This window comes from Halomonas terrestris, from assembly GCF_049166755.1.
Lineage (GTDB): Bacteria > Pseudomonadota > Gammaproteobacteria > Pseudomonadales > Halomonadaceae > Halomonas.
Genome location: NZ_JBMHFZ010000017.1, coordinates 1 through 24,776 on the forward strand (window position 1 = coordinate 1; position 24,776 = coordinate 24,776).

The following is a 24,776-nucleotide window of genomic DNA, read 5'->3' on the forward strand; positions in this document are numbered from 1 at the left end:
ATGGACTTCCCCCAGGGTTGTTGTTGCGGGTGTCGTCACGATCAAGCTGGCGGTGATGTCAGTCTAGGTGAGTCACAAGGGGGGATTGTGCCGCAGCGGCATAAGTGCGTTGCCGTCTGGCAACATTGCGTCACGCTGTCGGCACCGACGCAGGGCGTGGTGCCAACAGGGCCGGGCACGGCCAGGAGGGGCGCGTCGAGTCGACCGGCACCGGCCCCTTCATGCGCGGCAGAAGACCCGCGATTCATGGACGTTGCGGGGCGTCAGCTCGCTGGCCGAGCGGGTATCGCTGTCGGCCTCCCGACGGGCGGCCTCGATCAGGTGGTGATCGGGCGAGAGGTCGCACACCGGATCGGTGGCGGTGGGATCGCCGGTGAGCAGGTAGGCCTGACAGCGGCAGCCCCCGACGTCCCGGTGACGCTCGTCGCAGCTGCGGCAGGGCTCCGACATCCAGCTGTCGCCGCGATAGCGGTTGAAGGCCTCGCTGTCGTACCAGATTTCGCGCAGCGGGCGCTCGCGCACCTGGGGAAAGCGCATCGGCAGCATGCGGGCACTGTGGCAGGGCAGCACTGCACCGTCCGGCGCCACGGTCATGAAGATCGAGCCCCAGCCGCCCATGCACGCCTTGGGCCGGTCGGCGTAGTAGTCGGGTACCACGAACAGCAGGCGCATGTCCCGGCCCCGCTCCGCCAGGCGTTGGCGCCAGCGCGCGGTAGTCGCCTCGGCGGCCTCGAGCTGGGCGGCACTGGGCAGCAGGCCGGCCCGGTTGAGGTGTGCCCAGCCGTAGAGCTGGCAGTTGGCGAGTTCCACGGCGTCGGCACCCAGGTCGTCACACAGGGCGATGATACGATCGAGCCGGTCGATGTTGTGGCGGTGCAGCACCACATTGAGCACCATGGGGTAGCCGGCGGCCTTGACGGCCCGCGCCATGGCCAGCTTCTTCTCGTGGGCCCTGGATGAGCCGGCCACCGCTGCGGCGACATCGGGGTCGGAGGCCTGGAGGCTGATCTGGATATGGTCGAGCCCAGCCTCCTGCAGGGCCTCGATGCGCGGCTCGTCCAGCCCCAGGCCCGAGGTGATCAGGTTGCTGTAGAAGCCCAGCCGTCGCGCCTCGGCGACCAGGGTCTCGAGGTCCCGGCGGACCAGCGGTTCGCCGCCGGAGAAGCCCAGCTGGACGGCCCCCATGGCGCGGGCCTGCGTCAGGGTGTCGATCCACTCCTCGGTGGTCAGCTCCTCCTTGACGGCGGCGAAGTCCAGCGGATTGGAGCAGTAGGAGCACTGCAGCGGACAGCGGTAGGTCAGCTCGGCGAGCAGCCACAGTGGTGCGCCGGTCTGGCCGTTGGCGGAGCGGGTGTCGGTGTGATCAGTCATGGTGAATCCAGCCTTGACGGGTGGCATCAGCCAGGAACTCGTGGACGTCCTGCTCGATCGCTGCGGCGGGGGCATCGGGGTATTGCACCTGGAGGGTCGCGATCACCGTGTCCACGTCGCGCTGACCATCCAGCTGCGAGAGGATGGCGCCGGCACTGTCGTTCAGCTGCACCATGCCTTCGGGGTAGAGCAGCACATGGCGCTGCTGGGCCTCTTCCCACTGCAGGCGCCAGCCGGGACGCAGCCTGTAGACGGTGGTCCCGTTCATGACAGCCCCCGGTGGTAGACGCGCTGGTCGGTGACGGTGTGGTAGGGCGGCCGGCCGAGCTGGTAGGCCATGCTCATGGCATCGAGCATCGACCACAGCACGTCGAGCTTGAACTGCAGGATCTCCAGGGCGCGCTGTTGGGCGGCCGCGGTGGTGCAGACCGCCAGCGCCACCTCCAGGCCGTGTTCGACATCGCGGCGGGCCTCCTTCAGGCGCTTGCGGAAGTAGCCGTAGCCGGCCTCGTCGATCCACGGGTAATGCCTCGGCCAGGTATCGAGGCGGCTGCGGTGGGCCTCGGGGGCGAACAGCTCGGTGAGCGAGGAGATCGCCGCCTCGCGCCAGTCGGCACGACGCACGAAGTTGACATAGGCATCCACGGCGAAGCGCACGCCGGGCAGCACATGCTCCTGGGACCAGAGCTCGTCGCGGGACAGGCCCACGGCCTCTCCCAGCGTCAGCCAGGCCTCGATGCCACCGCCGTCCCGGTCATGGCCGTCGTGGTCGAGCAGGCGCTGGATCCAGCGGCGGCGGGTGGCAGCGTCGGGACAGTTGGCCAGCAGGGCGGCATCCTTCTGCGGGATGTTGACCTGGTAATAGAAGCGGTTGGCCACCCAGCCGCGCAGTTGTTCGGGAGTGGCGCGCCCCTCGGCCATGTCGACCTGGTAGGGGTGGTGGATATGGTAGTAGTCACCCTTGGCCATCAGGGCCTCACGGAAGGCCCGGGGGCTCATGGCCTCTCCCTGCGAACTCGACAGCGGTGACGCGATGCGTGTCATGCGGGGTTCCTCTCTGAGTGTCATTCGCGCAGGGAAGCGGAAACACGCCTCATGGGTTGAGACGACGCTCGCCCATGGGGGTTCACACCTCCAGGCGCATGCCGTCGAAGGCCACCTCGATGCCGGCCCGGGTCAGGGTCGCGCGCTCCTCCGACCCCTCGTCGAGGATCGGGTTGGTATTGTTGATATGGATCAGCACCCGCCGCGTCGTCGCCGGCAGGACATCCAGTTCGGCGAGCAGGCCTCCTTCGCCCGCGAGCGCCAGGTGACCCATGTCCCTGCCACGGGACTGGCCGACGCCGGCGGCGATCAGTTCGTCGTCATGCCACAGGGTGCCGTCGACCAGCACGCAGTCGGCCCGGGTCAGCAAGGCGCGCACCCCGTCGTCGAGCTCGCCGAGCCCCGGTGCGTAGAACAGCCGTGTACCGCGCCGCCGGTCCTCGACCAGCAGGCCGATGTTGTCGCCCGGGGTCGGTGCGCCACGGCGGGGCGAGTAGGGCGGGGCATTGCTGGTCAGGGCCACGGCGGTGAAGGTCAGGCCGGGGCAGGCCGGGATCTCGAAGCTGGCCTCCCGGTGCGTGCCATCGACCGGGATGGGGTGCCAGGTCAGCCCGCCCTGCCAGTGCTCGAGCATGCGAAACAGGGGAAAACCGCTGCTCAGGTCCTGATGCACATTGGGCGTGCACCAGACATCGAAGGGGCAGCCCTCGCGCAGCGACAGCAGGCCGGTGGCATGGTCGATCTGGCCGTCCACCAGCAGCACGCCGCTGATGCCGCTGTCGCGTGGTACGCGCCTGGGATGCAGCTCGGGGTTGGCGGCCAGTTGGGCGCGGATGTCAGGCGAGGCGTTGCACAACAACCACTGCTCGCCGTCGCTGCTGATGGCGATCGACGACTGGGTGCGTGCCCTGGCATCCACGGTGCCCTGCCGAACGCCATGGCAGAGTCGGCAGTTGCAGTTCCACTGGGGGAAGCCGCCTCCTGCCGCGGCACCCAGAACCAGTACGTGCATGTGTCTCTCCTGGGCTGCCGGAAAATGAAAGGCTGACACCCCCGTGAGTGGAGTGTCAGCCAGTCTCGAACTTCATCACCTTGTATATCAGCGGTTGGAAATATACAGCGTCACTTCGAAGCCCAGGCGTAGATCGGTATAGGCAGGCTTGGTCCACATGGGATTACCTCCACGTACGGGTGGATATCGGTCTTGCACCCTTACAGTTAAGCACGCCACCCGAGTTCTACCTTGCTACCAAGGTCTAATTCTGTGCTGCGTTGTGCGAGGCAGGCGGGGCGAGGGACTCCATGATGCCGCCAGTGCAGGGATATGTCGGGATTGTTGCCCGTTCGCAAAAGTCTTTTGACCTGATGTGAATGCCGAAATCCCCGCAACCGCCCTGACGCCGGCGAAAGTTGTGCTAGACCTTCACTGTCAGTGCCTGAAACAGGATAACAAGCACAACGAGATGTGCCGGACCCCGCGGCACACCTTTCAGAGCGACGGAGACAACGCCATGCTGCGAGAGATCTGTTACGTGATGACGGCCGCCGGGTTGATGGCCGCATCCTTGGCTCACGCCAATCAGAATCAACTCGAGCTGCAGCAGAACCCTGAATACTGGGCCACGCAACTGGGCAACTATCAGGGCAATCGCTACAGCGAACTGGACCAGATCAATCGTGACAATGTCAACGAGTTGCGATCGGTCTGGCAATTCTCCACCGGTGTCCTGCGCGGCCATGAGGGTGGCCCCCTGTATGTCGGCGATGGGCGTCTCTATATCCACACGCCCTTCCCCAACAAGGTGTTCGCCCTCGATCTGGAGGACGAGGGCCGGGTGGTCTGGAGCTATGAGCCCGACCAGGATTCCCGCGTCATCCCGGTGATGTGCTGCGACACCGTCAACCGTGGCCTGGCCTATGCCGATGGTCGTCTCTTCATCGGCCAGGCCGACAACACCCTGATTGCCCTGGACGCCGAGACCGGCGAGCTGCTGTGGGACGTCAGCAACGGCGACCACACCGTCGGCGAGACCAATACCATGTCGCCGCTGGTGGTGCATGACAAGGTCATCGTCGGCATCAGCGGCGGCGAGTACGGCATCCGCGGCCACATGACCGCCTATGACGTCGAGACCGGTGAGCAGGTCTGGCGCGGCTACTCCACCGGCCCCGACGACGAGGTGCTCATCGATCCCGAGACCACCACCATGCTGGGCGAGCCGATCGGCGAGTCCGACCTGGGCCTGAGCACCTGGCCCGAAGGCGAGTGGGAGCGCGGTGGCGGAGCCCCCTGGGGCTGGATCACCTACGATCCGGACCTCGACCTGATCTACTACGGCACCGGCAACCCCGGGACCTGGAACCCGGAACAGCGCGCAAAGGACGGCGAGCCGGCCGACAACAAGTGGGCGATCACCGTCTTCGCCCGCGACCCCAATAACGGGGAGGCCAAGTGGGTCTACCAGAAGGTGCCCTTCGACGAGTGGGACTACGACGGTGTCAACGAGAACCAGTTGATCGACGTCGAGGTCGACGGCGAGCAGCGCAAGGGACTGGCGATCATCGATCGTACCGGTTTCGGCTTCCTGCTGGACCGCGAGAGCGGCGAACTGCTGGTGGCCGAGAAGTTCGCCCCGGAAACCAACTGGGCGGACAGCTATGACATGGAGACCGGTCGCCCCAACGTCAACGAGGCGTACAGCACCTTCAGGCAGGGGGTCGATGTCAATACCACCGACATCTGTCCCACCGCCATGGGGGCCAAGAACATGCAGCCGAGTGCCTACTCGCCGAAGACCGGCCTGATCTATGCCGGCATCAACCGGATCTGCATGAACTATGAGCCCTTCGAGACCGACTATGTGGCTGGCCAGCCCTATGTGGGCGCGACCCTGACCATGATGCCGGCGCCGACTCAGAACGGCGAGATGGAAGGGCGCATGGGCAGCTTCATCGCCTGGGACCCGGTGGCCGGCGAGACGGTCTGGGAGATCGACGAGCGCTTCGCCGTGTGGAGCGGTGCCCTGGCCACGGCCGGCGACCTGGCCTTCTACGGCACCCTCGAGGGCCATGTGAAGGCGGTGGACATCGAGAGCGGCGAGGAGCTGTGGCGCTTCAAGACACCCTCCGGGATCATCGGCAACGTCAACACCTTCATGCATGAAGGCAAGCAGTACGTTGGCGTGCTCTCCGGGGTCGGCGGCTGGGCCGGGATCGGCCTGGCGGCGGGTCTCGAGGAGCCCGAGGAGGGGCTGGGTGCCGTGGGCGTCTTCTCCGCCCTCAGCGACTACACCAAGCTCGGTGGGGTACTGACCGTGTTCGCCCTTCCGGATTGAACTTTCCTGCTTGTACCGCAGGGCGGATCACGGACTTCGGCCCGTGATCCGCCCGGGATCATCATCTCATTTTGCTGGTTTCCAGGGACCTCCGCCCGGGGTGACGGCCGGTTGCCCCTGTGCATCGAGAAGGAAGCGCTGCATGACGGTATTCAACAGAGTCCCGGGTCGTGGTTTCCTCCTGACCGCCGTTCTCGGTTTCGCACTGCCTCTCGGTCCCTGGTCGCAGGGCATGGCCGACGAGCATCGAGTCGTCGGTGAGGCGCCGGGTGCCTTCGTCGTCGAGGACGGCAAGGTCGATCCCGATACCTACGACGGCTATATCGTCTATACCCGTGCCTGCATGGCCTGTCACGGCCCCGACGGCCTGGGCTCATCCTTCGCCCCCAGCCTGATCCGTGCCGCAGAGCGGCGCGGCTGGCAGGATTTCGCGGGCACCATCGCCGCCGGGCGTGAAGTCCAGCCAGGGCAGGTGATGCCCTCCTTCGCCGACGATCCCTATGTGCTGGCCAACATCGAGAACATCTTCAGCTACATGCGTGCCCGTGGCGAGGGGGGACTGGGGCGTGGCCGTCCGCAGATCATCGAGTCGATGCAGGAGGAATCGGAGCCCGACGAGGCCGAAAGCGATCAGGACTAGTCGTGCCACCCTGACCATCTTCCCGGTATCGGAGGACGCATGCGAGACGCTGTCACCCGGCTGCTGCTGCCACTGATCGCCCTGACCCTGGGGCTCGGCAGCGGGCTGGCCATCGCCAATCCACCGGAGCGGCAGGACCGTGAGGCGCTCAGGGTCTGTGCCGACGGCAACAACCTTCCCTTCAGCAACGAGGCCGGCGAGGGGTTCGAGAACCACATCGCCGAGCTGATGGCCGAGGATCTCGGCGTACCGCTGGTCCATGTCTGGGCGCCACAGGTCATGGGCTTCGTGCGCAACACCCTGGAGCTGCGCGTCTGCGACGTCATGATCGGCGCCGTGGCCGGTTACGAGTTCGTCCAGAACACCAACGCCTATTACCGTTCCGTCTATGCCCTGGTGGTCCCCGAGGCCTCCGATCTCGAGGTCACCAGCCTGACGGACCCGGCGCTGGCGGGGCGCCGCATCGGCGTCGTCACGGAAACCCCGCCACTGGTCGCGCTGCGACGCGTCGGGGCCAGGGTCGAGAGCTACCCGCTGATGGTCGACACCCGGGTGCGGGCACCGGTGCGCGACGCCGTCGAGGATGTGGTGGCCGGCAACACCGAGGGCGCCGTGCTGTGGGGGCCGCTGGCCGGCTACTACGCGGCGCGCCAGGACCCGCCGCTGCGCGTCATCCCGCTGGTCGACGACGACTCCGGCGCGCGCCTGGAATACCGTATCACCATGGGCATTCGGCGCGGGGAGCCCCAGTGGAAGGACTGGATCAACGACTTCATCGACCGTCACCAGGAGGAGATCGAGGCGATTCTCGTGGAGTACGGGGTGCCGCTGCTCGACCGGCACGGGCAACTGCTGACCTCCGATCCGGCGGATGCAGGAGGTGAGCCATGAATCCTCTGCATTCGACTCTGCTGATGCTGGGGCTGGGGGCGGCCCTGGCGCTGGGCGGCGGGGAGCGGGTCGAAGCCCAGCGAGCGGCGGCGGGGCCTCCCGACTGGCCCTGCGTGCAGCGGCTGATCCCGGAGCTGGCCTGGGGCACCATCTGGACGGGGCCCTCCCTGGATGACCTCGAGCAGGCGTGGTGGGAGGACGAGGAGGTCGGGCGTGTGGCGCGCTTTGCCACCGCCCGCGAGACCCCCGAGGACGAGGCCCTGGAGCGCGTCCGGGACTTCGTCGCCTCGGTGGACAAGGGCGAAGCCGAAGAGCGGTTGACGCTCCTGTTCGCTGGCCTCTTCGAGCTCACCAATCGCGAACGGCGTCGCACCATCGACGGCATCCGCCAGGCGTCCCGCGCCCAGATGGGGCGACTCGAGGCCATCTCCGACATGGTCGATGAGCTGGAGGCGCTGCGCGCCGACGACTCGGCAGACGAGGCGGAGATCGAACGGCTCTCCGAGTCGCTGTTCTGGGAGGAGCGCACCTTCGAGCGGCGCCAGCAGGCGCTGCCGGCCATGTGCGAGCAACCCTATCTGCTGGAGGAGAGACTGGGGCGGATGGTCCGGGTGATCATGGAGCGTATGCCCTAGTCTGAAGGCCATGGGCACAGGGAAGGCCAGAACAACAACGACTGCGGCAGCACGGCTGCCTGAGGAGCACACATGAGAACCTTGCCATTCACCCTCCGCTGGCTGGCGGTGGGAGGGCTCGCCGCCGGCCTCGGCTGGTCGGCGGCCCTGCCGGCCGACACGGTGGAGACCATCACCCTGGGCTATCTGGGCATGGAGCGACCCGATGACCGGGAGCCGCTCTCGGTGCTCGACCCGGTGCTCGACGACGAGGGTGTCCAGGGGGCTCGCCTGGGCATCAACGACAACAACGCCACGGCCCAGTTTCTCGACCAGGAGTTCGTGCTCCACGAGGCGGAGGTTGCCGACGGGGGCGACGTCGGCGAGGCCCTGCAGGGCCTGATCGACCAGGGCGCCGACTGGATCGTCAGCGGCCTGCCCGCCGAGGCGCTGCTCGAGGTGATGGCCCACCCCGCCCTGGGCGACCGGGTGGTGTTCAATGCCGGGGCGCCGGACGATGTGCTGCGGGGCGAGTCCTGCCACCCCAACCTCTACCACACCACCCCGAGCCGGCGGATGCTGGCCGATGCCCTGGCCCAGTTCCTCGGCTACAAGCAGTGGGAGCGCTGGGCGCTGGTCTACGGCAACACCGACGAGGACCGGGTCCTGGCCGAGACCCTGCGCGAGGCGGCAGAGCGTTACGGCCATCGCATCGTGGGTGACAAGATGTGGCCCCACGACCCCATGGCCCGCCGTGCCGAGGGCGGCTTCCATGCCATCCAGCGCGAGATCCCGGTGTTCGTGCAGGACCTCCCCGAGCACGATGTACTGGTGATCGCCGACGAGACCGACTACTTCGGCGAGTACTTCCCCTTTCAGACCTGGCTCCCGCGGCCGGTGGTCGGCACCCAGGGCCTCGTCGCCACTGCCTGGCACCGCGCCCACGAATCCTGGGGCGCGGTGCAACTGCAGCGTCGCTTCGAGAAGCTCGCCGACCGCTGGATGACGCCGCGCGACTTCGGCGCCTGGCTGGCGGTGCGCTCGCTGGGCGAGGCGGCGGCGCGCACCGGTTCGGTGGAACGCGACGCGGTGCTCGACTACATGCTCGGCGAGGAGTTCGAGCTGGCCGGCTACCTGGGCCTGCCGGTCAGCTACCGCACCTGGAATCATCAGCTGCGCCAGCCGATCCTGATCAGCGGCCCGCGCATGGTGGCATCCGTGTCGCCGCAGGAGGGCTACCTGCATCCACGCACGCCGCTCGATGCACTGGGCGCCGACGAGGGGGAAACGACATGTCGCTTCTGAACCAGGGGGGCAAGGCCCCCGCCATCAAGCACGCCGCCCTGGGGCTGGCACTGGGTGCCCTGCTGATGCTGCCGCTGGCGGCCCAGGCGGAGCGCATCTTCGTCTCCAACGAGAAGGACAACACCGTCTCGGTGATCGACGGTGCCAGCCTGGAGGTGGTGGAGACCATCCAGGTCGGGCGCCGCCCCCGCGCGATGGCCTTCAGCAGCGACGGCAGCGAGCTGTTCGTGGCGGTGGGCGACGACGAGGCCATCGACATGATCGACCTGGAGACCCTCCGGGTGGTGCGCAGCCAATCCTCCGGCGACGATCCCGAGGTGATCCGGGTCGATCCGAACCGTCCCTATATCTACGTCTCCAACGAGGACGACAACATCGTCTCGGTGCTCGACTACGAGGCGCGTACCCTGGTCACCGAGATCCCGGTGGGCGTCGAGCCCGAGGGGCTCGGGATCAGCCCCGACGGGCGCTGGCTGATCGCTACCACCGAGACCTCCAACATGGCGCACATCATCGATGTCGAGGCCATGGAGGCGGTGCACCATCGCCTGGTGGGGGCCCGGCCGCGGCACGCCGAGTTCACCCACGACGGCCGCGAGGCCTGGGTCTCGGCGGAGATCGCCGGGACGGTGTCGATCCTCGACATGGAGGAGACCTTCGACGTCAAGCACACCATCCGTTTCGACGTGCCGGGCGTGCCCCGCGAGACCGTCCAGGCGGTGGGGGTGGCTCTCACGTCCGACGGCCGCCATGCCTTCGTCGCCCTGGGGCCCTCCAACCGGGTGGCGGTGATCGACCAGCAGACCTACGAGGTGCTCGACTACATCCTGGTCGGCCAGCGGGTCTGGCACCTGGCCCTCAACGGCGACGAGAGCCGGCTCTACACCACCAACGGGGTCAGCGGCGACGTCACCGTGATCGAGGTCGACGGCCTGCGGGCGACCAAGTCGATCCCGGTGGGGCGCTTTCCCTGGGGGGTGATCGTCGAGCCGTGAGCGAACCTCCCCTCACCGACAGGGTCGCCGCGTCCCCGCGCGGGGCGGGCGACCTCGCCCTCGAGGTTCGAGACCTGAGCTTCACCTACGCCGGCACGCCGGTGCTGGAGGGAGTGTCCCTGGCCGTCCCAGCCGGGGAGTTCGCGGTGCTGCTGGGACCCAACGGCGCCGGCAAGACCACCCTGTTCTCGCTCATCACCCGCCTGCATGACCGCCGCCATGGCGAGATCCGCATCGGCGGCTTCGATGTGCGCCGCCAGGCGGTGCAGGCCCATGCCCGCATCGGGGTGGTATTCCAGCAGCCGACCCTGGACATGGACCTCAGCGTGGCCCAGAACCTCGCCTACCACGGTGCCCTCCATGGCATGTCCCCCCGCGAGGCGCGCTGGCGCGGCGAGGCACAGCTGTCCCGGGTGGGGCTGAGCGACCGGCGCGGGATCCGGGTACGCCAGCTTTCCGGTGGCCAGCGGCGACGGGTGGAGATCGCCCGGGGGCTGCTCCACGAGCCGCGCCTGCTGCTGCTCGACGAGCCCACCGTGGGACTCGACGTGGCTTCCCGGCGCGACCTGGTGGAACATGCCCACCGGCTGTGCGTCGAGGAGGGGGTGGCCGTGCTCTGGGCCACCCACCTGATCGACGAGGTGCGCCCCAGGGACCGCGTGCTGGTGCTCCACCGGGGGCGGCTGCTGGCGGACGGCCGGGCCGAGGAGCTGGCGTCCCGGCTCGGCGTCGACACCCTGGCCGAGGCCTTCGACCTCCTGGTAGGGGCAGAGGAGACGCCATGCGCCTGATGCCCTGGCTGCACTGCCTGCGCGGCGTGGTCGGTCGTGAGCTGCTGCGCTTCCTGCAACAGCGCAGTCGCTTCCTGGCCGCCCTGGTGCGCCCGCTGGTGTGGCTGTTCGTGTTCGCCGCGGGCTTTCGCATGGCGCTGGGGGTTGCCATGACCGAGCCCTACCAGACCTACATCCTCTACGAGGTCTACATCGTGCCGGGCCTGGTGGGCATGATCCAGCTGTTCAACGGCATGCAGAGCTCGCTCTCCATGGTCTACGACCGCGAGATGGGCAGCATGCGGGTGCTGCTGGTGAGTCCCTTCCCGCGCTGGTACCTGCTGCTCTGCAAGCTGCTGGCCAGCACCCTGGTGTCGGTGGTGCAGGTCTATGTCTTCCTGGCCATCGCCTGGTGGTATGGCATCCAGGCGCCACCGCTCGGTTACCTCTGGATCCTGCCGGCGCTGCTGGTCACCGGTTTCATGGTCGGCTCCCTGGGCCTGCTGCTGTCGACCTTCGTGCGTCAGCTGGAAAACTTCGCCGGGATCATGAACTTCGTGATCTTCCCGATGTTCTTCCTCTCCTCGGCACTCTACCCGCTGTGGCGTATCCGCGAGGGCAGCTACCTGGTCTACCAGATCGCCGCCCTCAACCCCTTCACCCATGCGGTGGAGATGATCCGCTTCGCGCTCTACGAGCGCTTCAACGCCGAGGCGATCCTGATCAGCGTGGCGGTGGCCCTGGTGCTGCTGGGGCTGGCGATACTGGGCTACAACCCGTCGCGGGGCATGATGGCGCGCAAGGGGGGCGGCGGCGACTGAGGTGGCTCAGCCCCCGGCACCTTCGGGGTCGGGGGACTCGCTCTCGAGGGACTCGAGGAAATGGATGATGCGCCGGCGCGGGCGTTCGTCGAGTCCCCAGAACACCATGCGGATGCCGGGCAGGTAGTCGTTCGGATCGGCCAGGAAGGCGTCCAGGGTCTCGGCGGTCCAGGTCAGCTCGGCCTCGCGCAGCGCCGGGGAGTAGTCGAAGTCCTCGAGACTGCCGGCCGGACGGCCGATCAGGCCGTGCAGGCTGGGGCCGGCGATGTGCACGCCGGGGGCGAGGCTATGGCAACCCACGCACTGGGAACGGAACAGGCGCTCACCCTGGGCGCGCTCGGCATCGCCCATGGCCGGTGTGCTGGTCACCACGGCAGCGAGCAGCAGCCAGGCCGGCACGGATCGCATGCTGATGGGGGAGCGGTGTGACACGGGGTGCTCAGAAGCAACGCAGGTTGGCGTCGGCCTGGGCCTGCCGCAGCTCCTGCAACTGGTCCTGCATGCCGCGCTCGGTACGGAACAGCACGCCGAGCTCGCCACGCTGATCCTGCATGCCGAGTACCGTCTCCACCTGCTCGTACTCGTCGTAGGAGAGATGCTCGGCGATCACGTCGATGCTGCAGGAGCATTTCTGCATGGTCAGGTAGCTGTTGCCGTTGGCGGCCATGCAACCCAGCACATAGTCGACGCGAGCTTCGGTGGGGTAGTCGTTGGCAAGCGCGGGCTGTGCCAGCGCCGCGAGCAGCAGGCCCAGGGCGACCCGGCCCGCCAGGTTGGTCGGTGTCGTCCGAAGTGTTGGCATCGTTGTCGTCTCCGGCACCATCGGGAAGCTTCACACTTCAACCTATGGCACTTTGCCGGGTTTTGCCACCCGGCTGCCACGACCCGCCGAGGCTATCGGCAGGATCGGGAACCTCAATTGGCAACCGCCAGGGGGGATCCGTAACGTGGTGGCAGTCGGCACCAGCCGATGACTTCATTGTCTGCATCCCCTGCACGACACCCCTTGCGACCCGCCCCCGAGGCGGGTCATTTCTTGTCGCTCGAGCCGTCGTCCGCTGCCTCGTCCTTGAGCTCGTAGTCCCCCTCCAGCACCCGTTGCTCGCGGTAGCTGCCGGCGTCGCCGTGGCTCTCCCGGTAGCGGGTCTCGCGGTAGTGGAAGCCACCGCCGACATCCTCGGCCTGGTCGGCCCGCATGCGCTCCATGCGCTTCTTCATGCGGTAGCGCAGGATCGGCAGCAGGGCCCAGCCGAGCAGCAGGAAGAACAGCCCCAGCACCATGGCAACGATCATCATGGCGCCGAACAGCAGCCAGGTGAGCAGCAGCTTCAGGGTGCCGAGCAGGCCGCCGGCCCGGGTCTGGCGGGCACGCTGCTGCCACTCCCGTGCGGCGCGCCAGGCGACGTTGTGGCGCGGGTCCTGATGGGGGCCTTGGGAATCGGGCATCGATCTCTCCGGTCGGGCGGCGCGCAGCACCGCGTGATTGGCTGCCTCTTGGAAAGCGGGCGGGGAGGTTCGTTCCGATGATGGATCAGCTTGCCACCAGACGCCACAGCGCGGCGGTGAGGATGCCGGCGGCGATCGCCGGCAGCGGCTTGCGCAGGGCCAGCATCACGCCCGCCGTCGCGACCAGGGCCATCCGGGCGCCGCCGTCCCCGTGAACGGCCATGGGGGTGATCACCGCCACCAGCACCGAGCCGGCCATGGCGTTGATGAAGCGCTCGACGCGCGGGCCGATGGGCACCCGGGCCATCACGAAGACCCCGCCGGCGCGGGTCAGGTAGCTGGCCAGCGCCATGATCAGGATGGCCAGCAGCACGCCGCCGTTCGCGGCCGTCAGGGTCATGGGGTCTTCTCCTTGCGCGCGGGCGGCAGCAGCAGGCCCACCACGCCGCCGGCCAGGGCCCCGACGATCACGTGGGCGTGGGGCGGCAGCCAGGCCATCGCCGCCAGGGCGGCCAGGGCCGCGGCGCCCCAGGGCAGCAGCACGCCGAGGTCGCGCTTGTCGCCCACCAGCATGGCCAGCAGGAAGCAGCCCATGATGGCATCCAGCCCGAAGCGCTCGGGCTCGCCGATGCCGCTGCCGAAGGCCACGCCCAGGCCGGTGCCGATCATCCAGGTGGTCCACAGCGCGAGGCCGCCGCCGACCAGGATGCCCAGCCGCGCCGCCGTGGAGCCGCCGCTCATGGCCATGGCCCAGTTGGCGTCGCTGAGCAGGATCAGGCTGGCGTAGCGCCGGCCGGCGGGCAGGTCGCGCAGGTGGGGGTAGAAGGCGGCCCCCATCAGCAGGTGGCGGGCATTGATCGCCAGGGTGATGGCCAGCAGCGGCACCAGCGGTATCGTGTCGCCCCACAGTTCCAGGGTGGCGAACTGGGCGGCGCCGGCGAACACCAGGCCGCTCATCATCAGCGCCTCCAGGCCGGAGAGCCCCTGCTGCAGGGCCGCGACCCCGAAGGCCAGCCCGAAGACGATCACGAACAGCGACAGCGGGGCCATGCGGCGAAAGCCGCTGACGAGATGGCCGAGACTCGGCCGGGAGGTATCGCCGACGGTCATGAGCGCCACACCTCGGCGACGATCTCGTAGCTCCTCGCTCTCTCCTCGGCGGCGTAGATATCGGTGTTGAGCATCAGCTCGTCGGCGCCGGTCTGCTCGAGGAAGTGCTCGAGCCCTTCGCGTATCGTCTCCGGGCCACCGATCACGGCGGCGCCGAGAAACTGTTCGACCTGGCCCCGCTCCATGGGCGTCCAGTCCAGTGTCTCGACCGGCGGCAGCGAGCGCGTCCGGCGGCCGCGAACCATGCCGAGGAACTTCTGGCGGCTCGTCGAGGCGAGGAACTCGGCTCGCTCGTCGCTCTCGGCGGCGATCACCGGCAGGCCGACCATGGCATGGGGGCGCTCGAGTGCCTCGGAGGGACGGAAGTTGTCGCGATAGAGACGCAGCGCCTCGAACAGGTAGCCGGGGGCGAACTGGGCGGCGAAGGCGAAGGGCAGGCCCAGGCGGGCGGCCAACTGGGCACTGAAGCCGCTGGAGCCCAGCAGCCATATCGGCACCCTCGTGCCCTGGCCGGGGACGGCGTGCACCCGCTGGCCGGGCCGCGCGTCACCCAGGAAACCCAGCAGCTCCTCCAGGCGCTGCGGGAAGTCGTCGACGCCGGCATGGGGGTCACGCCGCAGGGCGGCCATGGTGGCGGCGTCGGCGCCGGGGGCGCGGCCCAGCCCCAGGTCGATGCGGCCGGGGTAGAGGCTTTCGAGGGTGCCGAACTGTTCGGCCACCACCAGTGGCGGATGGTTGGGCAGCATGATGCCGCCGCTGCCCACCCGGATCCGCTCGGTGGCGCCGGCGATATGCCCGATCAGCACCGCCGTGGCGGCGCTGGCGATGCCCTCGAGGCCGTGGTGCTCGGCCAGCCAGTAGCGGGTGAAACCGAGCCGCTCGGTGAGCCGGGCCAGCGCCACGCTCTCGTGGAAGCTGTCGGCGATGGTCCCGCCTTGGCGAATCGGGGCCAGGTCGAGCACGGAAAGGGGCGTCTTGGCGAGTCGTGACATGTCGCGGCACTCGAAACGTTGGTTAGCGTGCTTGCCATTCTTCCGCCATGGGGCGGCCGTGTGCAAACGGTATTTCGCGGCCCGGCTCGGAAACCCCCTGGCTCCTGGCCAGCCGACGGGTATCGCGGTCCCTTGCCGGCTGCGGGGTCGCGCGTTGCCGCCAGCGCCCTTACACTCAGGATATTCTGATATGGGTCACCGGGTAGCCAGGTCTATGCTGGGGTTTCTGCAGGGATTCGCCTACGGGCTCTTCGTTACCTGCCTGCCGTGGTGCCTGATAGGGCTGGCGAATCCGCGACTCGCGGTGCCCACCGAGCGCCCCAGTCGCTGGCAGGTCTTCTTCCGCTATGGCCTGCTGGTTCCCTTTGTCAGTGTCCTGCTGTGGTTGACCTCGCTCTGGGGTGGCTTCGGGCCCAGCCTGGCGGGCTGGCTGGCGGGACTGGCAGCCATCGCCGTGGCGCTCCCCCTGGAGCGGCGCTGGCACCGCTGGCGTGCGCGACGCCATCGCCTGCGCCTGGAGGCACGCCTGGAAGCCGAGGCGGCCCGGCGTCATGCCGAGCGGGAGCGCGAGGCCCGCGAGGCGGGGGTGGCCGTGCTCGATACCGCCCGCCCGCCCGCCGACGCCGATGAGGTGGTGCTGGCCCTGTGCCGCGCCAAGCAGGCGCTGCTCGACGCGAGGCGTCCCGACCTGGCCATCCAGGCCGATCGACTCTATAGCCGCTATCGTCACGTGCTGGACGTCCTGGCCACCCGGTTCGAGCAGGGCGAGCTGGCCCTCGAGCGTGGCCGGTCCCTGGTCACCGAGGTGTGCCTGGGGGCGGTGGACAACCTCACCGCCATGGCCGCCCAGGCCGGCGGCGTGAAGGGGGTGGATGGCGACTTCGTGCGTCGCCGCCTCGAGCGGGAGGGGGCGCGACTCTCCGCCGTGGAGCGCAGTGCCCTCGAGCGGCGCCTGGAACTGCTCGAGAGCACCGAACGCCGTCTGGAGCGGCTCGCGGCACGCAACGAATCCGCCCTGACCTTGCTCGACGATGCCGCGGTGGCCCTGGCGCGCATCGAGACCGGGCGCCCCCGCACCTCGGTTGCCGCCGACCAGGCGCTGTCGGAGCTGCGCCGCTTCATCGGCCGGGCAGAGCGTTATGGACGCAGCGATCCGCGCTAGTCGGAAAGGCCGCCGGGCTCTGCTAGCTTGTAGGAACAGGGCTCAAGTACGCAGGTGCTCATGAACCAGCCATCCGAAGGTGATCCGCGCCTCTCCCTGCCTCCTGTGGAGGAGGTCGCCAGTGAGCTGGCCCAGTCAGCGCGACAGGACGGAGAGGAGGATGTCATCGACGATCCCGAGCTTGCCGCCATGGCCGATGACTTCGTGGACGAGGTCATCGACAGCACGGACGATGCCTCCAGCTTGGAGCGGCAGCGTCGGGCGGTGGACGAGCTGGGGCTCGAGCTGCAGCAGCAGGCCGCCCATCGGAGTGCCATGCTGAAGGCGCCGTTGCGCAAGCTGGCGCACCAGGGCGATGACGGCGGCCCGGTGGCGAAGGCGCTGGTCGACCTGCGCGGCAGGATGCAGGCGCTGGATCCGCGCGGACAGCGTCTGTCGCCCGGGCGGCTCGACCGGGTGCTGGCCCTGGTCCCCGGCGCCGGCAGCCGCCTGCAGCGCTACTTCCGCAGGTTCGAGAACGCCCAGCAGGCGCTGGATGCGATCATCGCCGACCTGGAGACGGGGCGGGACATGCTCCATCGCGACAACCTGACACTGGGTGACGACCAGGAGGCGCTGAACGCGATCCTGGGCCGCCTCCAGCGCCAGGTCACCCTGGGGCGCCTGATCGATCAACGCCTGCAGGACGCCCTCGCCGGGCTCGACGAGACGAGTACCCGGCGTGGCTTCATCGAGCAGGAGCTGCTCTTCCCCCTGCGCCAGCGGATCCTCGACCTGCAGCAGCAGCTGGCGGTGTGCCAGCAGGGCGTGCTGGCACTGGAGGTGATCATCCGCAACAATCGCGAGCTGATCCGTGGCGTGGACAGGGCGATCCATGTCACCGTCTCGGCGCTCACGGTGGCCGTGGCCGTCGCCCTGGCCCTGGCCAACCAGCGGCTGGTGCTGGATCGCATCGAGTCCCTCAATGCCACCACCTCCGGGATGATCGCCGGCACCGCCAGGGCGCTGCGCCAGCAGGGCGTGGAGATCCAGACCCGGGCCGCTTCGGCGCAGCTCGACATGCAGGTCCTCGAGGAGGCCTTCGCCGATGTCATGGCCGCCCTGGACGACCTGGCCCGCTACCGGCAGGAGGCCCTGCCGCGCCTGGATGCCCAGATCGAGCGCCTGGCGCAGCTGGCCGACGAGGGCAATGTCGCGATCGACCGCCTGCGGCGGGGCGACGAGAGCGACGACGCTGCCCCGGTGGAGGGGAAGGGCGCGACCTGATCCGGCCGCGGCGGCGATCCGGAGCCGCCTACCGGAAGTGGGACGCGGCGTCGTCGAAGGCCTTGCGCAGGCGCTGCCAGGACTCCTCCACCCCCTGGCGCAGGGTGCCCCAGGCCGCCTCGCCGGTCTGCTCGAGTTCCTCGAGCAGCTCGCGGGTCTCGTCGCGGCGCTGCTTCAGTCGCTCGATATCGTCATGGTACCTGACCCTGGCCTCCTCGCCGGCCTCCCGGGCCCTGGCGGCCAGGCGTTCGATCTCGGCGTTCCAGGCGTCGAGGTTGGCCTTCATTCTCTCGATGAAATCGTCGCGGTTGTTCATGCTGCGGCCCCGTGGATGGCACTCTGCCTTCCTGTAACGATCACGTTGCGCCTCTCGGGTTCCCCTCTCGGCCTGATCGGGTCCGGCGCTCACCGGCAGTGGCCAACCGGCAGCACAGGTCGTAAGCTCAGAGGGAAGTGGTGAAATCGGACTTCCGCCATGCCTCTCATCCGCACCGCCCGCGGCGCCCGCCGTCGCGGGGCGAGCCGTCGCCGCCCGCCGCGCCGTCCGGGCAGGGGGGATATCGACCGCTGGCTGGACCGCCTGGTCGACATCGCCGTGATCACGGCGATGGCGGTCGGCGCCGTGGCGCTGGTGCTGACCCTCCTGCTGTAGCGAGCCCGCCGCCCCCGTGCCGGCGGCCGCGTCACTCCTGCCAGACGATGCGGTCCCGTCCCCGGTGCTTGGCGCGGTAGAGATGGCTGTCGGCCTGCTCCAGCAACTGCTCGTGGCTCACCTCGTCGTCGGCCGGCACGGCACTGGCGATGCCGAAGCTGGCGGTCACCCGTCCGGGCTGGCCCGGCGCGGCGTGGGGTATGTCCAGCGCCAGGATCGCGTCCCGGATGCGTTTCGCCACCTGGCGGGCCCCCTCGAGGTCGGTGTCGGGAAGAATGCAGACGAACTCTTCCCCGCCGTAGCGTGCCACCAGGTCCGTGGAGCGACTGATCACGCCGGCCAGGGCCCCGGCGACGGCGCGCAGGGTGTCGTCTCCGGCGACATGGCCGTAGCGATCATTGAAATCCTTGAAGTTGTCGAGGTCGATGAAGATCACCGACAGCGGCCGTCGTGATCGCCGGGCCCGCCGCCAGGAGTCCGTCAGGAAGTCATCGAACCGCCGGCGGTTGGCGATGCCGGTGAGGCCATCCAGGGTGGATATCTGATGCAGGGCGTCACGCTGGTCGAGGCCGCGCTGGAAGGCCTTGAGCAGTCCGTCCAGGCTCTCCACCAGGTGGCCCAGCTCGTCCTCGGCGTGACGCGTGAGCCGTGGCTTGGGCCACTGGCCCGGCCGGCGTGGATCGGTATCGGCGATGGCGGCATGCACCCGCAGCAGCGGCCGCGTGATGAAGGCGTGGAACACCGCCACGATCAGGCCCGCGATCGCCAGGGCCTTGAGCATGCCGAGCGAGAAGATCAGCAGGCTGCGATCGACGAAGTCCCTCCGCAGGCTGTCCAGCGCCAGCCTCAGCTCGATCTCGCCCACCGCGCTGGAGGGCTCGTCGGTACCGAGGTCATAGGACAGGGGCTCCCGGTAGTCCAGGATGTCGCCGAACAGGGCGCTGGCCAGCCAGCCGGCGTTGGCCTCTCTCGGCCGCTCGCGAGCGGCCATGATGCGGTCGAAGTCGTCGCGTATGACCACGCTCGCCACATGGCCCCCGGCCAGCAGGCCGTCGGCGACCTGGGCCGCCAGGTCCGGGTTGAGCTGGAAGGCAGCCTCGGCCGCGGTACCGTTGACCAGGGCCAGCAGGTGACGAGTCTGGCTTTCCACCTCCTGTCGCATCGATCGGGCGTCCGAGGCCAGCTCGATGCCGCCGGCCAGGATGCTCAGCAGCATGGCGATGCCCAGGGTCAACACGGCCTGCTTGGCCGTCAGGCTGTGGCGATGGACCGATCGCGGAGGGGCAGGAGGGGCCGGTGACGTCATGGAGCGGGCTTCCGTTCATCCGGGGGGGCGTGGGCGCCCGGCTCGGGTCGTCCGCGGCCCCCTGGCCGATCGAGGGCGGCCTGCAGGCGAGTGACGAATCTCTCGGGCACGGAGGGGTGGCAGGCGAGATACAGCTCGACCTGCTGGAAGCCGAAGAGCTCGCGCAGCTCGATGCCGGCATCCTCGGCGAGCAGGCGCGCCGTCTGCCTGCCCGTCACCCAGGCATCGATCAGCCCCGCCTGGAGGCGACCGATGTTCTCCCGCTCGGTGGGGGCCACCACCACGGACACCCCCTGCTGCTCGACGAACTGGCCCACGGCATCCTCGCGGAAGCTGCCCACCCGAAACGCCGCCAGGTCGTCCAGCGAGCTCGCCTCCAGCGGATTCCCGGCCAGGGTGAAGGCCGCCCATTGGTTGGTGCCCAGCGGGCCGACCCAGCGGAAGTGGGGCTCCCGCTCCTGCGTCCGCGTGGTCGAGTAGACGCAGTGGTTCTCCCTCAGCCGGGCCTCGGTATAGGAGCGGGCCCAGGGCAGCAGGCGAAAGGTCGCCGACAGGCCCGCCTGCTCCAGGGCGGCCCGCAGCAGTCGTGTTGCCGTCCCGGCGACCTCGCCTCGGTCATCGAGGAAGTTGAAAGGTGGGTACTCCTCGGTATTGAAGGTCAAGGAGTCGCCCAGGAGCTCACGCAGCGCTCCCCGCCGGCGAAGGGCCTCCAGGGCGGACTGCATCCGGGCCACCAGCCGCGGGTCGGTATCGCGGTGGAGCGCGTAGTAGAGGTCGGACTCGCTGAGCACCAGTACCGAGGTGAAGTCGGTGATATCGAGGCCATTCTCCTCCATCAGCCAGTACGCCACGTCCTCCCCGTAGGCCCACAGGTCGACCCTTCCGCGGTCGAGCATCATCATCGCGCTGACATTGGTCATGGCCGGTCGCAACCGGGCTGCCGGCACGCCGGCCTCCAGCAGGCGCTGGGCGCCGATGTCCTCGCGGATGATGGCGATGCGGTAGTCGCTGTCGATGAGGTCGCCGATATCATCCAGCCGGATGCCGCTGTCTTGCCGGGCGATCAGCGATACCCGATCGGTGGCGATGGGGCCGACCCACTGGAAGAGCGCTTCGCGCTGGGAGGTCCGTGTGGTGGAGAAGAGGACGGTATCGGGTTCCGTGAGCGCCGTCTCATAGCCCCTTGCCCAGGGATAGTGGTGAATGTCCTCCCGGGTCAGCGGGGTGTCGGTCTCCGCGAAGATGCGCTCGAGTATCTCGACGGACAGCCCCTCCAGGCGGCCATGACGCATGAAATTGTAGGGCGGGTACTCCTCGGTGATGAAGGTGAGCCCGTCCAGGCTCGCTGGCGCCGGCAGAGGAAGCAGTACGCTGACCGCAAGGAGTAGCCATCTTTTCATGCGCCCGTCAGTTTCCCCCTGGCTCGTTCGGGACCCGTTGTCGCGGTTCGCCTGTGACGAATCGAATGTCAACGGCGGGTAACCTGCCGTTTCCAACCTAGTCGATGCCGTGGGAGCTGTCATTAGCGGGCTACCAACGCAAGGGCGATGCCCGGCCCGCCCCGACGGCCACCGTGAACTATGCTTCGAGGAGTGCGGTCGCCCATGCCAGCCGGCGGCCACGTCGAGGAGGCGCCACCCGCGGGTGACGAACCGTGACATGATCCAGAAGAATATCTTCGTGGTGGGACTGGACGACTTCAACCGCCAGCGTCTCGAGACGCTGCGCGGCGCGGGTCGGTGGCGGTTCCACGGGGTGATTGCCCCGGAGGCGGTCTACGACACCGAGGAGTTCGACATCGTGGCCATGCTGGCGGAGGCCACGGCACGGCTCGAGGCCTTCGAGGGCTCCATCGACGCCATCGTCGGCTACATGGACTTCCCCGTCTCGACCATGCTGCCGATCCTCTGCGAACGCTTCGGCACCCGCTCCACGACGCTTTCGAGCCTGCTCAAGTGCGAGCACAAGTACTGGAGCCGCCGCGTGCAGCGCGAGGTGATCCCCGACCATATCCCGGCGTTCACCGCCTTCGATCCCTTCGATGACGAGGCGATGACCCGCATCGGCGAGGCGGGGCTCTACTTCCCCTTCTTCGTCAAGCCCATAAAGTCGTCCGGGTCGCGGCTGGGGTTTCGCATCGAGACGCCCGAGGACTTCTATCACGCCATCGAGCAGCTGCGCGAGCAGATCGGCCTGATCGCCGACCCCTTCAACACGGTACTCGAGCATGCCCGCCTGCCGCCGGAGGTCGCCGCCGTGGACGGCCACTTCTGCATGGCCGAGGAGATCATCGGCGGCTGGCAGTGCACCGTGGAAGGCTACGTGTTTCAGGGCGAGGTCGTGAGCTACGGTATCGTCGACTCGCTGCGCTACCCTCAGGTCCTGAGCTTCTTCCACTACCGCTACCCCTCAGGCCTGCCCGAGGATATCCAGGCCAGCATGGTCGAGCTGACCGACCGCATCATGACCCATATCGGCTATGATAACGCCGCGTTCAATGTCGAGTACTTCTGGGACGAGGTGCAGGGGCGCATCTGGCTGCTGGAGATCAACACCCGCATCTCCCAGTCCCACTGCGACCTGTTCGAGAAGGTCGATGGCGTCAGCAATCAGCAGGTCACCATCGACCTGGCGCTGGGCCAGCGTCCCGACATGCCGTCGCGCCAGGGTGAATTCCCCATCGCCGCCAAGTTCTTCCACCGGGTATTCTTTACCGATGCGGTGGTGACCCGGGTCCCCACCGACGCGGAGCTCGCGGAACTCCGGGCCGACTTCCCCGGTTGCCAGATCGCTGTACAGGTGGAGGAGGGGCAGCGGCTCTCCTCCTTGCCCGAGCAGGACGCCTACAGTTTTGCGCTGGCGCATGTCTATCTGGGCGCGTCATCGGCCGAGCAGTTGCTCGCCGACTACGACCAGCTGGCGGCACGCCTGGTGTTCGAGTTCGACGACATCCAGGGCTGAGGGCCTTCGCGACCGAGCCAGGCCACAAGGGACGAGGAGACCAGGACCATGCGTATCGTGAACGACTTTCCCCACCGGGTGCAGGAGGAGGAGACCTGGATCCCCCTGGCGGATGGCACTCGCCTCGCGGCGCGCATCTGGCGCCCGGTGGACGCCGAGCGGCACCCGGTGCCGGCCATCCTCGAGTACCTGCCCTATCGCAAGCGCGATCTCACCGCCGAGCGCGATGTCCAGAGCCACCCCTACTGGGCGGGTCACGGCTATGCCGGGGTGCGGGTCGACATCCGCGGTACGGGCGAGTCCGACGGCGTGCTCACCGACGAGTACCTGCCCCAGGAACTGGAGGATGGCCTGGAGATCCTCGAGTGGCTGGAGGCCCAGCCCTGGTGCACCGGCGAGGTGGGCATGATCGGTATCTCCTGGGGGGGCTTCAACGGCCTGCAGATCGCCGCCCTGCAGCCCCCCCAGCTCAAGGCGGTGATCACCCTCTGCTTCACCGACGACCGCTATGCCGATGATATCCACCACATGGGGGGCTGCCTGCTGAGCGACAACCTCTCCTGGGCCTCGACCATGTTCGACGGCAATGCCTGCCCGCCCGATCCCGAACTGGTGGGCGAGCGCTGGCGTGACATGTGGCTCGAGCGGCTGGACGGCAGTGGCCTCTGGCTGGTCAACTGGCTCGAGCACCAGCGCCGGGACGACTACTGGAAGCACGGCTCGGTATGCGAGGACTACTCGCGCATCCGTTGCCCTGTCTACGCCGTCAGCGGTTGGGCCGACGGCTACTGCAACGCGGTCTTCCGGCTGCTGGCCGGTCTCTCCGTGCCGCGCAAGGGGCTGGTCGGCCCCTGGGCCCACAAGTATCCCCACCTGGGCGTGCCGGGGCCGGCCATCGGCTTCCTGCAGGAGTCGCTGCGCTGGTGGGACCGCTGGCTCAAGGGCACCGACACCGGGATCATGGACGAACCCATGCTGCGGGTCTGGATGCAGGAGTCGGTACCGCCCTCGGCACGCTACGAGGAGCGCCCGGGGCGCTGGGTGGCCGAACCCGAGTGGCCGTCGTCGAACATCCTGCCGACTCCCTTCCGGCTCACCAGCGGGCATGACCTGCTGCCGGAGACCGACGGCGAGGATGACGAAGGCAGCCTGGACATCCGCTCCCCGCTCTCGGTGGGGCTCTACGCCGGCAAGTGGTGCTCCTACAATGCACCGCCGGACCTGCCCCACGACCAGCGCGACGAGGATGGCGGCTCGCTGATCTTCCAGACGCCACGCCTCGAGGCGCCGCTGGAGATCTGCGGGGCGCCGCTGGTGGAACTCGAACTCGCCGCCGACCAGCCGGTGGCCATGGTGGCGCTGCGCCTCTCCGATATTGCCGTGGACGACAAGGCCACCCGGGTCTCCTACGGGCTGCTCAACCTCACCCACCGCGACAGTGACGAGGATCCCGAGCCCCTGGAGCCCGGCCGGTATTACCGCGTCCGGGTGCCGCTGAAGCATATCGCCCAGCAGTTCGCCGCCGGACATGCCATCCGCCTGGCGCTCTCCACCAGCTACTGGCCACTGGCCTGGCCCGCCCCCCGCCCGGTCAGGCTGGCCATCAAGCCTGGTCGCTGCCGCCTGGTCCTGCCGGTGCGGGTGGCGCGCCCCGTCGAGGAGGCGGCACTGCCCGCCTTTGGCGAGCCGGAGGGTGCCCCCCCCATGGCCAAGACCCTGCTCCAGCCGACCCAGGAGACCTGGCAGGTGATCCGCGACCTGGCCAACGACTGCACCACCCTGGAGGTGGTCAACGACGAGGGGCGCTACCGGATCGACGATATCGACCTGGAGATCGCCGCCCGGGTCACCGAGCGCTATCGGTACGCCTACGGCAGCTACGACAGCGTGAGCGGCTGGACGGAGTGGCAACGCAGCTTCAAGCGCGGCGACTGGGAGGTGCACACCCTGACCCGGACCCTGATGACCTGTGACGAGAATGCCTTTCGCATCCGTGCCACCCTGGATGCCTGGGAGGGGGATACCCGCCTCTACGCGCGGACCTGGGACGAGACGATCCCCCGCGACCTGGTCTGACACCTCCCCCCGATGCTGC

At 68.5% G+C, this 24,776-nt stretch carries 27 protein-coding genes; 13 read left to right on the forward strand and 14 right to left on the reverse strand.

Annotated features, from left to right (window positions below; all coding sequences use genetic code 11):
- Positions 1-219 precede the first annotated feature (219 nt).
- The 5 genes from pqqE to pqqA form a co-directional block, all read right to left on the reverse strand.
- A complete protein-coding gene (gene pqqE / locus ACOMD9_RS15105; RefSeq protein ID WP_421416461.1) occupies positions 220-1,371 on the reverse strand; it encodes a pyrroloquinoline quinone biosynthesis protein PqqE in 1,152 nt (383 codons plus the stop codon).
- On the reverse strand, positions 1,364-1,639 hold the full coding sequence (pqqD, locus tag ACOMD9_RS15110; RefSeq protein ID WP_421416464.1) for a pyrroloquinoline quinone biosynthesis peptide chaperone PqqD: 276 nt from the start codon (positions 1,637-1,639) through the stop codon (positions 1,364-1,366). The genes pqqE and pqqD overlap by 8 nt, the downstream gene beginning before the upstream one ends.
- A complete protein-coding gene (gene pqqC / locus ACOMD9_RS15115; RefSeq protein WP_421416467.1) occupies positions 1,636-2,415 on the reverse strand; it encodes a pyrroloquinoline-quinone synthase PqqC in 780 nt (259 codons plus the stop codon). Before pqqC ends, pqqD begins: the two co-directional genes overlap by 4 nt.
- An 82-nt stretch (positions 2,416-2,497) precedes the next feature.
- Positions 2,498-3,427, reverse strand: coding sequence for a pyrroloquinoline quinone biosynthesis protein PqqB (gene pqqB, locus ACOMD9_RS15120; RefSeq protein ID WP_421416469.1), 930 nt, complete (start codon positions 3,425-3,427; stop codon positions 2,498-2,500).
- Between the two features lie 87 nt (positions 3,428-3,514).
- Positions 3,515-3,586 (reverse strand): pyrroloquinoline quinone precursor peptide PqqA, encoded by a 72-nt coding sequence (pqqA, locus tag ACOMD9_RS15125; protein ID WP_081786101.1) that lies wholly within the window; start codon positions 3,584-3,586, stop codon positions 3,515-3,517.
- A gap of 340 nt (positions 3,587-3,926) precedes the next feature.
- Between pqqA and ACOMD9_RS15130 the strand changes: the two genes are divergently transcribed.
- The 8 genes from ACOMD9_RS15130 to ACOMD9_RS15165 all read left to right on the forward strand — a co-directional run bounded on the left by ACOMD9_RS15130 (position 3,927) and on the right by ACOMD9_RS15165 (position 11,786).
- The gene (locus tag ACOMD9_RS15130) at positions 3,927-5,750 is read left to right on the forward strand and encodes a methanol/ethanol family PQQ-dependent dehydrogenase (protein ID WP_421416471.1); all 1,824 of its coding nucleotides are present in this window, start codon (positions 3,927-3,929) and stop codon (positions 5,748-5,750) included.
- Positions 5,751-5,892: 142 nt separating this feature from the next.
- Complete coding sequence (locus tag ACOMD9_RS15135) at positions 5,893-6,390, forward strand: c-type cytochrome (protein ID WP_421416474.1); 498 nt, start codon at positions 5,893-5,895, stop codon at positions 6,388-6,390.
- Positions 6,391-6,429: 39 nt separating this feature from the next.
- Positions 6,430-7,281: a quinoprotein dehydrogenase-associated putative ABC transporter substrate-binding protein gene (locus tag ACOMD9_RS15140; RefSeq protein WP_421416477.1), complete on the forward strand. Its 852-nt coding sequence runs from the start codon at positions 6,430-6,432 to the stop codon at positions 7,279-7,281.
- Positions 7,278-7,916 carry a hypothetical protein gene (locus ACOMD9_RS15145; RefSeq protein ID WP_421416480.1) on the forward strand — a complete coding sequence of 213 codons (639 nt, stop codon included), beginning with the start codon at positions 7,278-7,280 and terminating at the stop codon, positions 7,914-7,916. The genes ACOMD9_RS15140 and ACOMD9_RS15145 overlap by 4 nt, the downstream gene beginning before the upstream one ends.
- Positions 7,917-7,988: 72 nt before the next feature.
- Entirely contained in the window at positions 7,989-9,200 is a 1,212-nt protein-coding gene (locus ACOMD9_RS15150) for an ABC transporter substrate-binding protein (RefSeq protein ID WP_421416483.1), read from the forward strand.
- Complete coding sequence (locus tag ACOMD9_RS15155) at positions 9,188-10,195, forward strand: PQQ-dependent catabolism-associated beta-propeller protein (protein WP_421416486.1); 1,008 nt, start codon at positions 9,188-9,190, stop codon at positions 10,193-10,195. The genes ACOMD9_RS15150 and ACOMD9_RS15155 overlap by 13 nt, the downstream gene beginning before the upstream one ends.
- The gene (locus tag ACOMD9_RS15160; protein WP_421416489.1) at positions 10,192-10,986 is read left to right on the forward strand and encodes an ATP-binding cassette domain-containing protein; all 795 of its coding nucleotides are present in this window, start codon (positions 10,192-10,194) and stop codon (positions 10,984-10,986) included. The genes ACOMD9_RS15155 and ACOMD9_RS15160 overlap by 4 nt, the downstream gene beginning before the upstream one ends.
- Positions 10,977-11,786, forward strand: a complete 810-nt coding sequence (locus tag ACOMD9_RS15165) for an ABC transporter permease (RefSeq protein ID WP_421416492.1) — start codon at positions 10,977-10,979, stop codon at positions 11,784-11,786. Before ACOMD9_RS15160 ends, ACOMD9_RS15165 begins: the two co-directional genes overlap by 10 nt.
- A gap of 6 nt (positions 11,787-11,792) precedes the next feature.
- Here ACOMD9_RS15165 and ACOMD9_RS15170 read toward each other — a convergent pair whose 3' ends face one another.
- From ACOMD9_RS15170 to ACOMD9_RS15195, 6 genes are all read right to left on the reverse strand, one after another.
- Positions 11,793-12,218: a c-type cytochrome gene (locus ACOMD9_RS15170; RefSeq protein ID WP_421416495.1), complete on the reverse strand. Its 426-nt coding sequence runs from the start codon at positions 12,216-12,218 to the stop codon at positions 11,793-11,795.
- 7 nt (positions 12,219-12,225) lie between these two features.
- Positions 12,226-12,588: a hypothetical protein gene (locus tag ACOMD9_RS15175; protein ID WP_421416498.1), complete on the reverse strand. Its 363-nt coding sequence runs from the start codon at positions 12,586-12,588 to the stop codon at positions 12,226-12,228.
- A 227-nt stretch (positions 12,589-12,815) separates the two neighbouring features.
- Positions 12,816-13,232 carry a hypothetical protein gene (locus ACOMD9_RS15180; protein ID WP_421416501.1) on the reverse strand — a complete coding sequence of 139 codons (417 nt, stop codon included), beginning with the start codon at positions 13,230-13,232 and terminating at the stop codon, positions 12,816-12,818.
- 85 nt (positions 13,233-13,317) lie between these two features.
- Positions 13,318-13,632: an AzlD family protein gene (locus tag ACOMD9_RS15185; protein ID WP_421416503.1), complete on the reverse strand. Its 315-nt coding sequence runs from the start codon at positions 13,630-13,632 to the stop codon at positions 13,318-13,320.
- On the reverse strand, positions 13,629-14,342 hold the full coding sequence (locus ACOMD9_RS15190; protein WP_421416506.1) for an AzlC family ABC transporter permease: 714 nt from the start codon (positions 14,340-14,342) through the stop codon (positions 13,629-13,631). Before ACOMD9_RS15190 ends, ACOMD9_RS15185 begins: the two co-directional genes overlap by 4 nt.
- Complete coding sequence (locus ACOMD9_RS15195; protein ID WP_421416509.1) at positions 14,339-15,334, reverse strand: LLM class flavin-dependent oxidoreductase; 996 nt, start codon at positions 15,332-15,334, stop codon at positions 14,339-14,341. The genes ACOMD9_RS15190 and ACOMD9_RS15195 overlap by 4 nt, the downstream gene beginning before the upstream one ends.
- Positions 15,335-15,524: 190 nt before the next feature.
- On the opposite strand from ACOMD9_RS15195, the gene ACOMD9_RS15200 reads away from it, so the two are divergent.
- Both ACOMD9_RS15200 and ACOMD9_RS15205 read left to right on the forward strand, forming a co-directional pair.
- Positions 15,525-16,496 (forward strand): cobyrinic acid a,c-diamide synthase, encoded by a 972-nt coding sequence (locus ACOMD9_RS15200; RefSeq protein WP_421416512.1) that lies wholly within the window; start codon positions 15,525-15,527, stop codon positions 16,494-16,496.
- Between the two features lie 60 nt (positions 16,497-16,556).
- Positions 16,557-17,762, forward strand: coding sequence for a toxic anion resistance protein (locus ACOMD9_RS15205; protein ID WP_421416514.1), 1,206 nt, complete (start codon positions 16,557-16,559; stop codon positions 17,760-17,762).
- Between the two features lie 28 nt (positions 17,763-17,790).
- Here ACOMD9_RS15205 and ACOMD9_RS15210 read toward each other — a convergent pair whose 3' ends face one another.
- Positions 17,791-18,078, reverse strand: coding sequence for a sll1863 family stress response protein (locus ACOMD9_RS15210; protein ID WP_421416517.1), 288 nt, complete (start codon positions 18,076-18,078; stop codon positions 17,791-17,793).
- 159 nt (positions 18,079-18,237) lie between these two features.
- On the opposite strand from ACOMD9_RS15210, the gene ACOMD9_RS15215 reads away from it, so the two are divergent.
- Positions 18,238-18,414 (forward strand): hypothetical protein, encoded by a 177-nt coding sequence (locus ACOMD9_RS15215; RefSeq protein ID WP_421416519.1) that lies wholly within the window; start codon positions 18,238-18,240, stop codon positions 18,412-18,414.
- A gap of 31 nt (positions 18,415-18,445) precedes the next feature.
- Here the strand turns inward: ACOMD9_RS15215 and ACOMD9_RS15220 are convergent, their stop codons facing one another.
- Positions 18,446-19,720 carry a GGDEF domain-containing protein gene (locus ACOMD9_RS15220; protein ID WP_421416521.1) on the reverse strand — a complete coding sequence of 425 codons (1,275 nt, stop codon included), beginning with the start codon at positions 19,718-19,720 and terminating at the stop codon, positions 18,446-18,448.
- A complete protein-coding gene (locus ACOMD9_RS15225) occupies positions 19,717-21,120 on the reverse strand; it encodes a substrate-binding periplasmic protein (protein ID WP_421416524.1) in 1,404 nt (467 codons plus the stop codon). The genes ACOMD9_RS15220 and ACOMD9_RS15225 overlap by 4 nt, the downstream gene beginning before the upstream one ends.
- Before the next feature lie 259 nt (positions 21,121-21,379).
- On the opposite strand from ACOMD9_RS15225, the gene ACOMD9_RS15230 reads away from it, so the two are divergent.
- Together ACOMD9_RS15230 and ACOMD9_RS15235 are read left to right on the forward strand one after the other, a co-directional pair.
- Entirely contained in the window at positions 21,380-22,681 is a 1,302-nt protein-coding gene (locus ACOMD9_RS15230; RefSeq protein ID WP_421416526.1) for an ATP-grasp domain-containing protein, read from the forward strand.
- Between the two features lie 48 nt (positions 22,682-22,729).
- Positions 22,730-24,757, forward strand: a complete 2,028-nt coding sequence (locus tag ACOMD9_RS15235) for a CocE/NonD family hydrolase (protein ID WP_421416528.1) — start codon at positions 22,730-22,732, stop codon at positions 24,755-24,757.
- The last annotated feature ends 19 nt before the right edge of the window (positions 24,758-24,776 follow it).

What these genes read in the sequence shown, in the direction of transcription:
- pqqB (WP_421416469.1), bottom strand. Translation starts at nt 3,427, where the DNA reads ATGCACGTACTGGTTCTGGGTGCCGCGGCAGGAGGCGGCTTCCCCCAG.
- ACOMD9_RS15130 (WP_421416471.1), top strand. Translation starts at nt 3,927, where the DNA reads ATGCTGCGAGAGATCTGTTACGTGATGACGGCCGCCGGGTTGATGGCC.
- ACOMD9_RS15155 (WP_421416486.1), top strand. Translation starts at nt 9,188, where the DNA reads ATGTCGCTTCTGAACCAGGGGGGCAAGGCCCCCGCCATCAAGCACGCC.
- ACOMD9_RS15200 (WP_421416512.1), top strand. Translation starts at nt 15,525, where the DNA reads ATGGGTCACCGGGTAGCCAGGTCTATGCTGGGGTTTCTGCAGGGATTC.
- ACOMD9_RS15185 (WP_421416503.1), bottom strand. Translation starts at nt 13,632, where the DNA reads ATGACCCTGACGGCCGCGAACGGCGGCGTGCTGCTGGCCATCCTGATC.
- ACOMD9_RS15180 (WP_421416501.1), bottom strand. Translation starts at nt 13,232, where the DNA reads ATGCCCGATTCCCAAGGCCCCCATCAGGACCCGCGCCACAACGTCGCC.
- ACOMD9_RS15135 (WP_421416474.1), top strand. Translation starts at nt 5,893, where the DNA reads ATGACGGTATTCAACAGAGTCCCGGGTCGTGGTTTCCTCCTGACCGCC.
- pqqE (WP_421416461.1), bottom strand. Translation starts at nt 1,371, where the DNA reads ATGACTGATCACACCGACACCCGCTCCGCCAACGGCCAGACCGGCGCA.
- ACOMD9_RS15150 (WP_421416483.1), top strand. Translation starts at nt 7,989, where the DNA reads ATGAGAACCTTGCCATTCACCCTCCGCTGGCTGGCGGTGGGAGGGCTC.
- ACOMD9_RS15215 (WP_421416519.1), top strand. Translation starts at nt 18,238, where the DNA reads ATGCCTCTCATCCGCACCGCCCGCGGCGCCCGCCGTCGCGGGGCGAGC.
- ACOMD9_RS15165 (WP_421416492.1), top strand. Translation starts at nt 10,977, where the DNA reads ATGCGCCTGATGCCCTGGCTGCACTGCCTGCGCGGCGTGGTCGGTCGT.
- ACOMD9_RS15230 (WP_421416526.1), top strand. Translation starts at nt 21,380, where the DNA reads ATGATCCAGAAGAATATCTTCGTGGTGGGACTGGACGACTTCAACCGC.
- ACOMD9_RS15140 (WP_421416477.1), top strand. Translation starts at nt 6,430, where the DNA reads ATGCGAGACGCTGTCACCCGGCTGCTGCTGCCACTGATCGCCCTGACC.
- pqqD (WP_421416464.1), bottom strand. Translation starts at nt 1,639, where the DNA reads ATGAACGGGACCACCGTCTACAGGCTGCGTCCCGGCTGGCGCCTGCAG.
- ACOMD9_RS15220 (WP_421416521.1), bottom strand. Translation starts at nt 19,720, where the DNA reads ATGACGTCACCGGCCCCTCCTGCCCCTCCGCGATCGGTCCATCGCCAC.
- ACOMD9_RS15235 (WP_421416528.1), top strand. Translation starts at nt 22,730, where the DNA reads ATGCGTATCGTGAACGACTTTCCCCACCGGGTGCAGGAGGAGGAGACC.
- ACOMD9_RS15210 (WP_421416517.1), bottom strand. Translation starts at nt 18,078, where the DNA reads ATGAACAACCGCGACGATTTCATCGAGAGAATGAAGGCCAACCTCGAC.
- ACOMD9_RS15190 (WP_421416506.1), bottom strand. Translation starts at nt 14,342, where the DNA reads ATGACCGTCGGCGATACCTCCCGGCCGAGTCTCGGCCATCTCGTCAGC.
- ACOMD9_RS15195 (WP_421416509.1), bottom strand. Translation starts at nt 15,334, where the DNA reads ATGTCACGACTCGCCAAGACGCCCCTTTCCGTGCTCGACCTGGCCCCG.
- ACOMD9_RS15205 (WP_421416514.1), top strand. Translation starts at nt 16,557, where the DNA reads ATGAACCAGCCATCCGAAGGTGATCCGCGCCTCTCCCTGCCTCCTGTG.
- ACOMD9_RS15175 (WP_421416498.1), bottom strand. Translation starts at nt 12,588, where the DNA reads ATGCCAACACTTCGGACGACACCGACCAACCTGGCGGGCCGGGTCGCC.
- pqqC (WP_421416467.1), bottom strand. Translation starts at nt 2,415, where the DNA reads ATGACACGCATCGCGTCACCGCTGTCGAGTTCGCAGGGAGAGGCCATG.
- ACOMD9_RS15145 (WP_421416480.1), top strand. Translation starts at nt 7,278, where the DNA reads ATGAATCCTCTGCATTCGACTCTGCTGATGCTGGGGCTGGGGGCGGCC.
- ACOMD9_RS15225 (WP_421416524.1), bottom strand. Translation starts at nt 21,120, where the DNA reads ATGAAAAGATGGCTACTCCTTGCGGTCAGCGTACTGCTTCCTCTGCCG.